The sequence below is a fragment of the Soonwooa buanensis genome (genome assembly GCF_900167905.1).
GTDB classification, from domain to species: domain Bacteria; phylum Bacteroidota; class Bacteroidia; order Flavobacteriales; family Weeksellaceae; genus Soonwooa; species Soonwooa buanensis.
In genome coordinates this window covers 424486-439878 of record NZ_FUYZ01000002.1, presented here as the reverse complement: position 1 = coordinate 439878, position 15393 = coordinate 424486, and the positions used below count along the sequence as shown (strand labels likewise).

General features: G+C 35.6%; 13 protein-coding genes. 8 read left to right on the top strand and 5 right to left on the bottom strand.

Annotated elements, in window-relative coordinates; genetic code table 11:
* The first annotated feature begins 65 nt into the window (after window positions 1-65).
* The 7 genes from B5X62_RS05175 to B5X62_RS05145 all read left to right on the top strand — a co-directional run bounded on the left by B5X62_RS05175 (window position 66) and on the right by B5X62_RS05145 (window position 7776).
* Window positions 66-611 carry a CopD family protein gene (locus B5X62_RS05175; protein WP_079666334.1) on the top strand — a complete coding sequence of 182 codons (546 nt, stop codon included), beginning with the start codon at window positions 66-68 and terminating at the stop codon, window positions 609-611.
* 59 nt (window positions 612-670) lie between these two features.
* Window positions 671-1399, top strand: coding sequence for an ABC transporter permease (locus B5X62_RS05170; protein ID WP_079666333.1), 729 nt, complete (start codon window positions 671-673; stop codon window positions 1397-1399).
* 22 nt (window positions 1400-1421) lie between these two features.
* Window positions 1422-3077, top strand: a complete 1656-nt coding sequence (gene gldG / locus B5X62_RS05165) for a gliding motility-associated ABC transporter substrate-binding protein GldG (RefSeq protein ID WP_079666332.1) — start codon at window positions 1422-1424, stop codon at window positions 3075-3077.
* Window positions 3078-3144: 67 nt separating this feature from the next.
* Window positions 3145-3681, top strand: a complete 537-nt coding sequence (locus B5X62_RS05160; protein WP_079666331.1) for a GNAT family N-acetyltransferase — start codon at window positions 3145-3147, stop codon at window positions 3679-3681.
* Between the two features lie 93 nt (window positions 3682-3774).
* A complete protein-coding gene (locus tag B5X62_RS05155) occupies window positions 3775-5979 on the top strand; it encodes a RelA/SpoT family protein (protein ID WP_079666330.1) in 2205 nt (734 codons plus the stop codon).
* 12 nt (window positions 5980-5991) lie between these two features.
* Window positions 5992-7185, top strand: a complete 1194-nt coding sequence (gene nhaA / locus B5X62_RS05150; RefSeq protein ID WP_079666329.1) for a Na+/H+ antiporter NhaA — start codon at window positions 5992-5994, stop codon at window positions 7183-7185.
* Window positions 7186-7374: 189 nt separating this feature from the next.
* The gene (locus B5X62_RS05145) at window positions 7375-7776 is read left to right on the top strand and encodes a hypothetical protein (RefSeq protein WP_144038297.1); all 402 of its coding nucleotides are present in this window, start codon (window positions 7375-7377) and stop codon (window positions 7774-7776) included.
* Window positions 7777-7832: 56 nt separating this feature from the next.
* Here B5X62_RS05145 and B5X62_RS05140 read toward each other — a convergent pair whose 3' ends face one another.
* Complete coding sequence (locus B5X62_RS05140) at window positions 7833-8795, bottom strand: YihY/virulence factor BrkB family protein (protein ID WP_079666327.1); 963 nt, start codon at window positions 8793-8795, stop codon at window positions 7833-7835.
* A 29-nt stretch (window positions 8796-8824) separates the two neighbouring features.
* On the opposite strand from B5X62_RS05140, the gene B5X62_RS05135 reads away from it, so the two are divergent.
* Window positions 8825-9298, top strand: coding sequence for a 23S rRNA (pseudouridine(1915)-N(3))-methyltransferase RlmH (locus B5X62_RS05135; protein WP_079666326.1), 474 nt, complete (start codon window positions 8825-8827; stop codon window positions 9296-9298).
* Between the two features lie 53 nt (window positions 9299-9351).
* On the opposite strand, the gene B5X62_RS05130 is transcribed toward B5X62_RS05135, so the two are convergent.
* From B5X62_RS05130 to secD, 4 genes are all read right to left on the bottom strand, one after another.
* Window positions 9352-9915 (bottom strand): phosphatase PAP2 family protein, encoded by a 564-nt coding sequence (locus tag B5X62_RS05130; protein WP_079666325.1) that lies wholly within the window; start codon window positions 9913-9915, stop codon window positions 9352-9354.
* 1 nt (window position 9916) lies between these two features.
* Entirely contained in the window at window positions 9917-10246 is a 330-nt protein-coding gene (locus tag B5X62_RS05125) for a Sec-independent protein translocase subunit TatA/TatB (protein ID WP_079666324.1), read from the bottom strand.
* A gap of 259 nt (window positions 10247-10505) precedes the next feature.
* Complete coding sequence (locus tag B5X62_RS05120) at window positions 10506-11750, bottom strand: TCR/Tet family MFS transporter (protein WP_079666323.1); 1245 nt, start codon at window positions 11748-11750, stop codon at window positions 10506-10508.
* Between the two features lie 498 nt (window positions 11751-12248).
* Window positions 12249-15161 carry a protein translocase subunit SecD gene (secD, locus tag B5X62_RS05110; protein WP_079666321.1) on the bottom strand — a complete coding sequence of 971 codons (2913 nt, stop codon included), beginning with the start codon at window positions 15159-15161 and terminating at the stop codon, window positions 12249-12251.
* Between the last annotated feature and the right edge of the window lie 232 nt (window positions 15162-15393).

The following is a 15393-nucleotide window of genomic DNA, read 5'->3' as shown; positions in this document are numbered from 1 at the left end:
AAGATATTTAAGGCATCGTCAATTTTGTTTTAGCAATTAAAAGTATATTTGCAAAAATTTGACACGTGCTCTATTTGATTATCAAAGCGATTCACATTATTTTTATGGTCAGCTATTTTGCTGGAATGTTTTATTTACCAAGAATTTTCGTGTATTATAAAGATACCGACGACTTCGAAAATCCAAAACAAAATATCCTGCGTGAGCAATATGCCTACATGGCAAAAAGATTATGGAACATCATCATCGTTCCTGCAGGTATCATCATGCTTTCTTGCGGTTTGATCATGATTGGGTTAAATACTGGTCTTATGAAAATGCCTTGGTTTCATTTAAAATTAACATTTTTAATAGGACTTTTGGCCTACCATATTTGGGCTTGGAAAAAAACTAAAAGCCTCCAAATCTTAAATGGTAAAACTTTAGAAACCTCAAATATTAAATTACGACAAATCAACGAAATTGCGACTTTCTTATTATTCGGTGTTGTTTTTACAGTGATTTTAAAATACTATATTATCGAGTATTGGTGGCAATTATTAGTAGGTTTCATCGTTATCATAATGCTGATTATGGCAACTGTCAAATTGGTTAACAAAGGAAAAAAGTAATTTTTTAGACATTAAAGTCTAAGTACAAAAAGTACAAAAACTACAAACTAGAAAAACGCATGTTTGCAATATTTAAAAAAGAACTTTGGAGCTATTTCGGAAACTGGAGCGCGTGGGTTATCATCAGCGCTTTTAGTTTTGTATCGGCTTTGTTTTTATTCTTCTTCGAAAACAGTTTCAACATCTTAGACATCGGCAGCGCTTCTTTACAAAGCTTTTTCGTGTTAGCGCCTTGGCTTTTGATGTTTATCATTCCAGCTTTAACGATGCGAAGTTTGGCAGAAGAACAACAATCTGGGACTTTGCTATGGCTATTTTCGCAACCTTTAAAAATATCGGATATCATTAATGGAAAGTTTTTTTCCGTTTGGATGATTGGCGTTTTATGTTTAATTCCATCATTAATTTATTTTTATACCGTTTATAATTTAGGAATTCCAGAAGGCAACATCGACATGGGAATGACCTTTGGAAGCTATTTTGGATTAATCGTTTTAATTGGTGGATTTTCAGCATTGGGGATTTTAGCATCATCATTTTCGTCAAACCAAATTATGGCGTATCTACTTGGTGTTTTGCTTTGCTTCGTCATGTATTTCGGGATCGAACAATTAGCAAGTTACAAGTTACTTGGTGGCGCAGATTTCATTTTGCAGAATTTTGGGTTTTATCAGCATTTCATGTCTTTCACTAGAGGACTTATCGATACTCGAGATTTATTTTATTTTGTATTAGTAATGATTATTTGTCTTAAAATCGCTCAATTTTCGGTATCAAAAAAGAAGTAAAATTTCCTATATCTTTTTTAAAATGAATAAAAACAAAATCATATATATTCTCGTAGGACTTTTGCTATTGTTAGGCATTTTTGGCGTGTTCTACAAACGATTTGACTTAACTTCAGAAAAACGTTACACACTTTCGGACGCAACGATTAAAACTTTGGAGTCCATCAAAAAACCTGTAATGATCGAGGTTTATTTGGATGGCGATTTCCCAGCTTCTTTTAAACAATTACAAAACGAAACCAAATTCCTTTTGGACGAATTCCGAAAGATAAATCCAAAAATCGATTACAAATTCCGCGATCCAATTGCGGAAAAAATCCCGATGGATACGTTACAAGCGATGGGCATGCAACCGTCGATGTTACCAGACATCAAAGACGGAAAAATCACCAATATCGTGATGTATCCGTATGCTGCGATCAAATATGAAGACTATGGATTTGCGATTCCGTTAATTATCCAACAAACGGGCATCGATTCTAGCGAGCAACTTAATAAATCCATAGAAAGTCTTGAATATAATTTTGCGTCGAACATCAAAGCGATGACCGAAGAACACAAGAAAAATATTGGATTTTTGGTTAATCAAGACGAATTGGGAAAACAAGAATTCACCAGCTTTGTGGAAATGGCTCTAGAAAATTATAATGTTGGTCCAATTATCCCAGAAAATAAAACTGAGCTAAGTCTCGCTGACATCCCAAAACTTCGACAAATGGACGCTTTGGTGATTGCAAAACCTCGTAAAGCTTTTACAACCAACGAAAAAGTTATCCTTGACCAATACATCATGAATGGCGGAAAAAGCCTTTGGATGTTGGACGCCGTTAATGCCGAAATGGACACACTTTTCCGTTCCAAAAAAATTATGGCATATCCAGTTGATATGAATTTGACGGACATGATGTTCAGTTACGGCGTTCGTGTTAATCCCGGTTTGGTTAAGGATATGAAGCAATCGGCTCTAATTCGTTTAGTGACTGGCGAAGTGGCTGGTAATCCACAATTCACGAATTTGATGTGGCCTTATTTCCCACTTGGCATTTCGCAAAATCAAAACGCAATAACGAAAAATATTAATCCTGTTAAGTTTGAATTCCCGACTTCTATTGATACACTTTCCAGAAAAAACACAAAATTCAACGTTTTATTTGAGTCGAGTGACCACACGATTACGAAATCAATTCCTAATTATGTTTCACTTTCCGAAATGGTAAAAATGGACAGTATTGGCGCAATGGAACAAGCCTCTACGCCTAAGATTTTTGCAGTGTCTTTGGAAGGGAAATTCCAGTCGGCTTATGCTACAAGAAGCGAAAAAAATAGCTTCCCGAATTTTAAAAATCAAAGTTCAAACAATAAAATGATTGTGATTGCGGATGGTGACATTGCAAGAAATCAAACCGTAAAAGGTCAAGCGATGCCGCTAGGCTTCGATTATCTAACGCAGCAGCGTTATGGCAACGAGCAATTCCTCAGAAATGCGCTCGATTATCTTTTGGACGACTCCAACTTGATGGCGCTTCGTAACCGAAATATAGAAATGCGACTTCTCGACAAACAACGTATTGATGCCGAACGTCAAAAATGGCAATGGACCAATCTCCTTTTACCACTAGGGATTTTGGGCGTGCTGGGTGCATTATTCTTCTGGCTCAGAAAAAAACAATTTTCATAATACAAAACCTGTCGATTTCGGCAGGTTTTTTTATTATTTTTAAACCTCATTAAAACCAAAACGACAAATGGATTTTCCGAAACTTGAAACTGAACGATTAATTCTTGATGCGCCAAAAGAAGCCGATTTAGAAAACATAGCGAAGATTTTGAACAACGAAATTTATTCTAAAAACACGATTAACATTCCGTTTCCTTACACCATTGATAGTGCAAAATTTTGGCTTAATCTTTCAGAAAATGGTTTTAAAAATGAAAATCAATACATCTTCGCAATTCGGTTAAAAGACAGTCAAAAAATAATTGGCGGTATCGATTTAGGCATTGACAAAAATTTTAATAAAGCTGAACTTGGTTATTGGCTTGACGAAAATTTTTGGAACCAAGGTTTTGCAACAGAAGCTGTTATTAAGATTATAGATTTTGGTTTTAAACATTTAAAACTGAAAAGGATTTTTGCGACACATTTTGATTTCAATCCTGCATCAGGAAAAGTTTTAGAAAAATCTGGAATGAAAAAAGAAGGCAAACTGAAAGCCCATACTAAAAAAGGAAACATATACCATAATCATATTTTGTATGCGATAATTAACGAAGATTTATAATCTATTAATCGTTATTTAATGCAAAGTTTCTACTTCTAAAACTTGACTAAAAACTGATTTTTTCGTAAATTCGTGATTATCATTACACAAATCATGGCCTACGATTTAGAAAAAGAAAACAAGGAAATTCTTGCCCGATATAAAGATCTGATATCCAACACTTACCGAACGCTCGACGAAGATCAAAACAAATTGATCCGTAAAGCTTTTGATATTGCTCTGGATGCGCACAAAGATCAACGTCGAAAAACTGGCGAGCCCTACATCTACCATCCGATAGAAGTGGCGAAAATTGTAGCCAACGAGATTGGTCTAGGTGCGACAAGTATTGCTTGTGCCCTACTCCATGATGTTATCGAAGATTCGGAATACACTTATGAAGATTTAGAAAAGATTTTTGGAAAGAAAATCGCAGATATCGTCAATGGCTTGACGAAAATATCGGTGATGAACAATCAAAATATCTCGATACAATCTGAGAATTATCGTAAGCTACTTTTGACATTATCAGAGGATTTCCGAGTGATTTTGATTAAAATTGCCGACCGTCTTCACAACATGCGTACGCTAGAAAGTATGCGTCCTGACAAGCAACAAAAGATTGCGTCAGAAACCGTGTACATCTACGCTCCAATGGCGCATCGTTTGGGACTTTATAATATTAAATCCGAGCTCGAAGATTTATCATTAAAATATAACAATCCCGAAGTCTACAACGAGATTACAAGCAAGTTAGAGCTGGCTAAAGAAAGCCGTGATAAATATATCCAAGAGTTTAAAAAAGAAGTTTCGGAACAACTTGACGAGGAAGGTCTCAACTTTACAATAAAAGGGCGCGCAAAAGCGATTAGCTCGATTTATCGTAAAATGTTGAAGCAGAATGTGACTTTCGAAGAAGTATTCGATAATTATGCGATTAGAATTATTTATAAATCTGATGCTAAAAACGAAAAATTCTTAGCTTGGAAGATTTACTCCATTGTTACAGATCTTTATCGTAGCAATCCGTCGCGTATGCGTGACTGGATTTCGCAATCGCGGTCGACTGGTTACGAGAGTTTGCATTTAACAGTTATGGGACCTGACAAAAAGTGGATTGAAGTGCAAATCCGTAGCGAACGTATGGACGAAATCGCCGAAAAAGGCGTCGCCGCGCATTATCGTTACAAAGAAGGTTACAAAAATAGCGACGACCAAAACTTTGACCGTTGGGTAACCGAAATCCGTGAAGTTCTCGAGCAACAACAAGATCTATCGACTTCCGAACTTCTTGATAATATTAAATTAAATCTCTATTCTAAAGAAGTTTTTGTGTTTACACCAAAAGGTGAAATCAAGATTTTACCAACGGGTGCGACAGCTTTGGACTTTGCATTTTCGGTGCACTCGGACTTGGGTTCCAAATGTCTTGGTGCAAAAGTTAATGGCAAATTGGTGCCGATTAGTTATGTTTTACAAAACGGCGATCAAGTCGATATTTTGTCTTCTCAGAATCAAAAACCAAAATCGGATTGGCTAGATTTTGTCGTAACATCTAAGGCTAAATCTAAGATTAAAGCCATTCTTAATTCAGAAAAAAATAATCGTACAGCTGAAGGTAAAGAAATCTTGCAACGTAAAATGCGTCATGCAAAACTTAACTTTAACGACGATGAAATTAATAAACTTCAAAAGTTTTTAAACCTTAAAACCTCACAAGATTTGTTCTTAGGTTTCCAAGATGGAACTTATGACATGGGCGACCTCAAACGTTATTTGGAAGGTCGTACACTATTCGGGAACTTATTACAACGTTTCAGAAAATCGCCGACAACTAAGGTTGTTACAGATAATGACACGCCAGCGCAAGATTTAGATTTAATTGTCTTCGGAAAAGATGAAGAAAAATTAAACTACAGTTTTGCAAAATGTTGTACAGTGATTCCGGGTGACAAAATCTTTGGATTTATCACCATTTCCGAAGGTATTAAAGTCCATAATGACAATTGTCCTAATGCGATTAACTTACGCGCTAACTATGATTATCGTGTGTTGATTGCAAAATGGGTAAATTCTGAAAGTTTCAAAAACAGAATCCAAATCGAGATCGAAGGCCTTGACAGAATGGGGATGATTAACGACATCACCGCAGTGATTAGTAACTCGATGGGTATGGATATGAAATCGATGTCAATTGCTTCTGACGATGGTATTTTTACAGGAACCATCAACCTCGAAGTTAAAAACAAAAAACAATTAGAAGATACTTTCAAAAAACTTAAAAATATTAATGGCGTTTCTAAAGTGAAGCGTTTGTAGAAAATAGATAGCATGCAGTTAACCGACTACTTTAAAAAGTTCTTTCACAGCTCACAATCATCTGGGGTTATCCTTATTGTTTGTGTCGTTTTTTCACTATTATTAGCAAATTCGTCAATCGGACAAAGTTTCCAAAACTTATTAGATACCGAGATTGGCACCAATCTTTTCCATTTAAAATATCCGATTAGCATTTGGATTAATGACGGATTAATGGCGATTTTCTTCCTTTTGGTTGGGCTTGAAATAAAACGTGAAATTGTAGAAGGCGAACTGTCGAATTTTAAAAGTGCGTCGTTACCAATTTTTGCAGCTATTGGTGGAATGGTCGTTCCTGCGCTTATTTATTTTTTATTCAATTATGGTACAGAATACGAAAAAGGTTGGGGAATCCCGATGGCGACGGATATAGCATTCTCGTTAGCCATTATCTCGATGTTGGGGAAAAAAGTTCCGCCTGCCGTTAAGATTTTCCTTGCTGCATTGGCAATTGTGGACGATTTGGGCGCAATTATGGTGATTGCAATTTTCTATACGGATCAATTGCATTGGTTATATTTAGGGCTTTCTGGCGCTATTATTTTACTCCTTATTGCACTTAATTATTTTAAAGTTAAGAAACACGTTTTCTATATTATTCCAGGATTGTTCTTGTGGTATTTTATGCATCATTCTGGCATCCACGCAACCATTGCAGGTGTGCTTTTAGCATTTACGATTCCTACCAACGAATCTAAAACAGAAATTTCGCCTTTAGAAAAGTTAGAACATCAATTGCATACGCCCGTTAACTTCCTAATTATGCCGATTTTTGCTTTAGCGAATACCAACATTATTTTCAAAGCGGGGATGGTTGACGGATTGTTCACGAACTTCGGATTCGGAATTATCTTCGGCTTGATTGCAGGAAAAGTTATTGGTATCGGTTTATTTTCGTTTATCGCTATTAAATCAAAAATTAGTAGTCTTCCGCACCACTCGACTTGGCTGCACATGATTGGCGCTGGATTTCTTGCGGGCATCGGTTTTACAATGTCGATTTTCATTGCGCTATTATCCTTCAAAGGTCATCCAGAAATACAAGATGAAGCTAAGTTCGCGATTCTGATAGCTTCAGTTTTAGCAGGTGTTATCGGTTATACACTTTTAAATTTAGTTTCAAAAAGGAAGAAGAAAATTGGAAAAGAAAAAGTTGTAATTCAATAATTGTTAATTGTTATTTATAAATTTTAACAAAGAAAAATGATAGGCGTTGGCAACCCAGCAATTATATATTTACTTTTAATCTTTTTAATTATAAGTTGTATAATTTGGCTGGTAATTTCTATCATTAAAAAATATACAGTTGGTAAAATTGTATCGACAATCCTTATTCTTTTATTTGCGTTTCCTTTTATGGATGATTTTTATAGAAGTTACGAAAGGAAAAATAATGTTATAAAAGATTTACAAACTCTCAATCTTCGGCTAAATGATAAGTTTAGCATTATTGAAAATTATGAGAGTTATATTTTTGGTGGAAATTTGCAACATTTCAGTATTGAAATATCTGATAAAGACCAAGAAAAAATAATTAATCAAATTGTAAATTCTAAAAACTTTCAAGAGAAAAAAAATGAAAACTATGTTTTCTTGGATAACGATTACAACGATAATCGAGAATATCTTATAAACTATAAATATCCGCAATATTATACACGAAAAATCAAAACTAAAATTGACGGAAAAATGCTAGCAATTGACTTAGAAATTGGCTTAAAAGACCATGTTTTAAAATACTCAAAATGGGAAAAATAAAGTCATTATTTTTTTTGAGATAATTTAAAAATCTTTAACTTAAATATTAATAAAATTTAATCCAAATTTTCAGAAAAAGACTCTGTGGCATCGTCATGAACAATCATTTCTTGATTGATGATATTCTCGAGTTTTACTTTTTTAATAGCGAGATTCAGTTCGTTACCAAGTAACACCAACATCACATTAAGATTAGTCCAAACCATCACCAAAATAATTGATCCAATCGAGCCATAAAGAACGTTGTAACGCGCTATATTTGCGACATAAATAGCAAAAAAGTAAGTTAGCACAACAAATAAAATTGTGGTTAAAATCGCCCCAGGAATAGCCTCCGAAAATTTTGTAATTTTAAGACATCCAACCCAATAAAAAAGCGCCAAAAGAATAAAATAAAACAACGGAAATGAGATAAATCCGATAATCTTGGACAAGTTGTCGACCAGCCAACTGATGTTATATTCTGGTGTGAAGAGTTTTAGAACAACTTCACTGTAATAAATTCCGAAAATCGAAAACAATACCAATATAATAAACGCCATCGTAATTAACATCGCTAACGCATATTCTTTAATAAAACCGCGTTGCAATTCGGTGTTATGGTTAAAACCATTGATTAAACTAAAAGCGCCATTGGTCCCAAAAACAAACACCAGCAAAATGGTCAAATTGCTGACACCTTTCATATTGGGGACAATATTATTTTGGATATAATCGCTGACATCTTGTTGCATGTGCGACGGAAAAACATTCTCCATCAAAACTTCAAAAATATAGAACTGAAGCTTGTCGTAATGCGGCATATAAGGCAACAACGAAAACATAAAAAGGATCATCGGGAAGAGACTTAGGAAAAAACTCCATGAGATACTTGCCGCTTGTTTTCCCAAAGGTTTGCTAAAAACACCTGCAAAATAGACCTTCATCATTTGCAAAAGAGAAATCCCCAAACCTGGAATATGAATACCATCCAGAAAATCTGAAATTTTTGTGATAAATTTGGGTAATTTTTTAGCCATAAATTCTTATTGCAAAACAAAGATACTAAATGCGAATTAATTTGCTCTGCATCGGCAAGACCGACGATAAAGAAATTATCAATCTTATCAATTATTATATCCCAAGACTTCCAAAGCATTGGAATTTTAACCTTGTGGAAATTCCTGATGTTAAAAACGTCAAAAACCTAACACCAGACGCTCTCAAAAAAGAGGAAGCCAAACTTTTTAAAAATCATATTGACGCTGGCGAATTGGTTATTCTGCTAGACGAAAAAGGAAAGCAATTCACAAGTCGCGAGTTTTCTCAAAAAATTGATTTTTGGATGGGAAGTTCCGTGAAGAAAATTCACTTTTTGGTTGGTGGCGCTTATGGCTTTTCAGATGAAATTTATCAAATGGCCAACGAGAAAATTTCACTTTCTAAGATGACGTTTACACATCAGATGATTCGACTTTTCTTTGTGGAACAAATCTATCGCGCATCAACAATTCTGCAAGGAAAACCTTATCACAACGATTAGATTTTTTTGTTTTAAAATTTAATTCTCAACAAATCGAAAAGATTGGTGTAGACTTAAATTGATTGTTGTTTTCTGAGGACGATTTTTGTGATTTCGGCGAAGAGTCCACCTGACAAAGTGCCTACCAAAGCACCGAAGATAACATCCATTGGGAAATGTACACCTAGATAAATTCGACTGTACGATACTACTGTTGCCCACACAAAAATACAAACTGGTAACCAATGGTATTTGTGCGAGATAAGAAGACTTAAAAAACTGGCAATAAAAAAGCTATTCGCTGCATGTGACGAGAAAAAACCATACTGTCCTCCGCAAGTTATCATTCTCATATTTGGAATTAAAGCTTCATCGTGACAAGGTCGAAGACGCGCAATGCCGTATTTGAAAATGCCAGCAATTTGGTCTGTAAACGTAATTCCTAATGCAATGAAAATCAGAATAAAAATTACAGATTTTGGTTTATAAGTTTTAAAAATTAAATACAAAAAGATAATGTAAAGCGGAATCCAAACCCATTTGCCAGTTACTAATAACCAAAACGGATCATAAGAAGCATCACCAAGATTGTTGAGATATAAGAGTAAATCTCGGTCTTTGTCTATAAGCTCAAGCATATTATCGACTTACAGGCCCTTCGTGTTCATCACTAAGCGGATCAACTTTGGGCGTTTCTGGTTTTTCGGACTCTAGAGATACTGATTTTTTGATATCGTTCATCGGGTTATAATCTTGAACCGATTGTTTAACCTTGTCGATTTCTTTTTTAATTTCGGAAACAGGATTGTCCGCTTCTTTCATTATTTCGGTTTTGATATCGTCGACAGCGCCACGCATTTTGCGTACGCCTTGTCCCAAACCACGCGCAATCTCGGGTAATTTATCAGGACCAAATAAGACCACGATAGCCAAGGCTATCATCAGCATTTCACCAAAACTTAATTCCATACTGCAAACTTACAAAATGTATTGAAATTCAACCAAAAACCTTTGCTTAAATATTTCTTAAATTGGTTGTTGGTTGTCGGTTATTAGTTTAAGGTTTAAGGTTTAAGGTTTAAGGTTTAAGGTTTAAGGTTTAAGGTTTAAGGTTTAAGGTTTAAGGTTTAAGGCAAAGTTAATTCCTAATTCCTAATTCCTAATTCCTAATTCCTAATTTCTAATTCATAACTCCTAACTCCTAATTCCTAACTCCTAATTAAAAAAACTATTCTTGCGTTGCTTTCTTTTCTCTCAAACGTTTGTTGCGAGCGAAGGTGTAATAAGCTACGAATGCGCTAATTCCCATTAATACAAAACCTAGGAAAAATGGCGCTCCAGCAAATTTAAAAGGTGCTTTATCATGCGTGAAATAAAAGAAAATATTCGTCATCAAAGGTGGTCCAATAATCGATGTTAAACTTACTAAACTCGCTAAAGCACCTTGCAATTCGCCTTGCTCGCTATTGGGCACTTGTGACGAAATAACAGATTGCAAAGCTGGTCCACAAATTCCGCCAAGTCCATAAGGCACCAAAAAGGCGAACATCATCCAACTTTCACTTGCAAACGCGAACAACAACATCCCAATCGAATATAAAATCAATCCGTAATAAATACTTCTTTCGTTACCGAGTTTTGGTTGCAAATATCTTATCAAAACGCCTTGTACTAAAGCTGCCATAACACCAGAAACACCTAAGGAAATGCCAACTAACTTTTCGCTCCAGTTGAATTTATACATTGTGAAAAATGTCCAATTGGTTTGCATCGCATGACCTGCAATATAAACTAAAACTAAAGCACCGATAAGTCCTAAAAGTTCAGGATGACGTTTTAAACCCATTAATGATCCAATAGGATTTGCGCGCTTCCAATCGAATGGACGGCGATTTTCTTTGGGTAAACTTTCGGGAAGGACAAACAAGCCGTAAAGAAAATTTATCAAACATAATCCTGATGCAGCATAAAATGGTACTCTCGCGCCGTATTGTCCTAAAACACCGCCAATAACTGGACCAATAATAAATCCTAAACCAAAAGCTGCGCCTACCAATCCGAAGTTCTTGGCGCGGTCTTCATCTGTTGATACATCAGCAATGTATGCGCTAGCTGTTGTGATACTGGCACCTGTAATTCCTGAGAAAATACGTCCAATAAATAACCAAAATATCGTCGGAGCTATGGCTTGAATATAAAAGTTAATTGCAAAACCTAGTAAAGATGCCAAAATAATGGGACGACGTCCAAATTTGTCACTTAGTCCGCCTAAAACTGCAGCGAATAAAAACTGCATCACCGCATATAATGTACTTAGCCAACCGCCATAACGTGCAGCCTCACTAACATCAGCGTGGATGAGCTCTTGGATCAATTTTGGAACTACCGGAATGATAATTCCCCAACCTGTGATATCGATTAGTAGTGTTATAAAAATGAAGCCAATTGCGGCTGATTTTTTATTGCTTTTCATACGGCTACGAATTTAGTTTTTTTTTCTTTGTGTTTGACGATTGGTTTTTAGTTTTTAGTTGTCGGTTGTCGGTTGTCGGTTGTCGGTTGTCTAGCAAAATTAATTCATAATTCATAATTCATAATTCATAATTCATAATTCATAATTCATAATTCATAATTCATAATTCATAATTCATAATTCATAATTCTTTAAACTTCTCGATACATTTCGTTGCGCGAAACACCCGAAGTGGCAAAGCGTGAATTGTAAATCATGATTCGTAAATCCAAAATCTAAATTTCAACAAACCCGAATCTAAAATTGGGAGTGGTTGTTGCGCCCCGGATGGAACGGCATGTTGGAGCTCTTTTTCTGGGTGGCTTCTGTACTTCTACTCCGCTCAGCAACTCCGAAATAGCCACCAAGAAAAAAGCGACTAGTGACAGCCGGAAATGGCGCCAAAATAAAAAGCCTCCAGATGATACTGAAGGCTCTTTTATATGATTAAAAACTAATTTAGTTTTTTACAATTTCTGCGTTGTCTACGCTTGTTTTACCATGTGGTATTTCTTCTTTTTTCTTACCTCTAAGGAAGTCGTAAGCTGTTGCTGACGCGATGAAAATTGATGAATATGTACCGAAACCGATACCTACCAATAGACAGAACATGAAGCCTCTTAGGTTTTCGCCACCGAAGATGAAAATCGCAAGGATAACCAAAATCGTAGTGAACGACGTATTGAAAGTTCTACCAATTGTACTCGAAATCGAGTCATCGAATAGACCTGCCAAGGTAAGCGCTTTTTTCTCACGAAGGTACTCACGAATACGGTCAAAGATGATTACGGTATCGTTAATCGAGTAACCAATTACTGTCAAAATTGCCGCAATGAAATCTTGGTTGATTTCCATATTGAATGGTGCAATCTTATAGAATAATGAATATACACCTAATATAACAATTGTATCGTGGAATAGACCAGCAACGGCTCCTAACGAGAATTGCCACTTGTCGAATCTTACCAAAATATAGATAAAGATACCTACCAATGATGCTAATACTGCTAAACTACCTCCTGTTTTGATATCGTCAGCGACCGTAGGACCAACTTTAGTTGATGATACAATACCTGCGTGTGCTTTATCTGCTGATTTGAAATCTGCCAAAGTCATATTAGCTGGAAGATCAGCTTTTACACCTTCGTAGATTTTTTGCTCTACAGTTTGGTCAGCTTTTAAAGATTCGTCATCAATAAGGTAATCTGTTGAGATTTTCAATTGGTTACCACTACCGAAAGTTTTAGCTTCTACTGCAGAGTTTTTACCGTCTGCTGTCTGCATTAGTTTTGCAATGCTTGCTTCAACTTTTTCAGCGTTAACTGGTTTTTCGAAACGTACAACGTAGTTACGTCCTCCTGTAAAGTCAATACCGAATTTGAAACCGTTAACTGCAATGGATGCAATACTGATAATCATTAAAATAGCTGAGAAGATATAAGCATATTTACGTTTTCCGATGAAGTCGATCCATACGTTACGGAAAGCATTCTTCGTCATTGGCGTCCAAACAGATAGAGATTTACCTTTGCTTAATCTATTGAAGATCATCAATCTTGATAAAAGAACCGATGTGAACAATGTCATAATCAAACCAATAATCAATGTTACTGCGAAACCTTGGATAGGTCCTGTACCAAAGATGTAAAGGATAACTGCTGTAATCAAAGTCGTAAGGTGACCATCGATAATCGCAGATAATGCATGTTTGAAACCGTCTTTGTAAGCTTCTAAAATTGACTTACCACGGAATAATTCTTCTTTTGTTCTTTCATAAATAATTACGTTAGCATCGACCGCCATCGCCATCGACAACACGATACCTGCAATACCAGGAAGCGTTAATGTCGCATCGATAGAGTCCATGATTCCGAAGATGTAGAACAAGTTGATAATCATCGCGATAACTGCGTAGATACCTGCACCACCGTAATAGAATATGATATAAACAATAATAACTGCAAATGCAATAAGGAATGACAGCACCCCTGCTTGGATAGATTCTGCTCCTAATGAAGGACCAACAACGTCTGCTTGTACAATTTTAGCACCTGCTGGCAATTTACCCGCACCTAAAACGTCTGTTAAATCTTTAGCTTCTTGTTGTGTGAAGTTACCAGAAATCTGTGTTCTACCATCCGGAATTACGCCTTGTACGTTAGGCGCCGTATATACTCTGTTATCCAAAGTTACAGCAACTGGCTTATTAACGTTTTTCCCCGTCATTGTTTTCCATTCTTTCGCACCTTTTGAGTCCATTTGCATGTCTACAACGATACGTCCGATTTGGTCATAACTAACGTTAGAACTTTCTACAGCACCATCAACAGGCGCTTTTTGGCTGATGTTCCCACGGATTGCATAAAGCACCAAATTGTTAGGATCTTCTCTTTCTGGCTTATATCCCCACATGAATTGGGTATACTTAATGTTAGTTGGTCTTGCTTTGATAGCAACTTCACTGTTAAGGATTTTGTTAACAATAGCTGTATCTGACAACTTAACATTAGCAACACCGTTAGAACGAAGTGTGTTAATCTGAAGCGCTTTTACTAAATCTGTGTTAGCTTTAACACCCATAGAATCACTTTTAGCACGAACTAATTGTCCTAACTGCTCGAAGTATGGATAAACTTCTGGAACTTGTTGAACTTCCCAAAACTGAAGCTTTGCAGAAGTCGCCAACATTTTTTTAACTCTGTCAATATCTTTGATACCTGGCATCTCTACCAAGATACGTCCAGTACCAGCAACACGTTGTACGTTAGGTTGCGTAACACCCATCTTATCAATACGTGTACGGATAACCTCGTAAGCTGTACCAACAGATTGGTCGATTTTCTTTCTTACAATATTTCTAACCTGATCATCAGTTGTATTAAATTTGATTTCAGTCAAATTTGTGTTACCGAAGATCTCAGGATCTGCAAGTTTTAGATTAGTACCTTTTTCTTTGTTAACAGCATCAAACTGAGTAAAGAAATCATCAATAAACAACTTTGTTGAGTTTCTTTGTACTTTTTCTGTTCTGTTAAGTGCTTCGATTAATACTGGGTTTGTAGAATAATTAGTTAAATCATTCACCAAATCTCTTTGATTAATTTCCAAAAGCACGTTAATACCACCTTTAAGGTCAAGACCAAGCTTCATTTCTTTAGCTTTTGCGTCTACATAGTTAAGTTTTGTAAAACCTAAATTCAATGTATCCTTAGATAGTCTTGCAATCTCCTCTTGGTATTTTTGTTGGTTATCGCCTGCAACAGCTAGTGCCTCTTTTTCTATTTTGTTGGCATAGAAAGACGGCAAAAGCTCATTAAGACATATAAGTCCTAGTACGATAGCAACTAATGTAACGAGTCCTTTTCCTTGCATTTTCTTACTATATATAATTAATTTAGTCGGCAAATATAATGATTTTCTCTATAAATAAGAATTTGATTTTGTGTAATTATTAACAAATCAGCGTAAAAACCTTAACTTTTTTTTAAGTTAATTTTAATCTTGGCTAAAATGTTTGATAAAATCGAAATCTTTTAAACCTTTGTAAACTCTTTTAGAAAAACAAAAAAAGAGCTGATTTCTCAACTCTTTTCGTTATTGTATT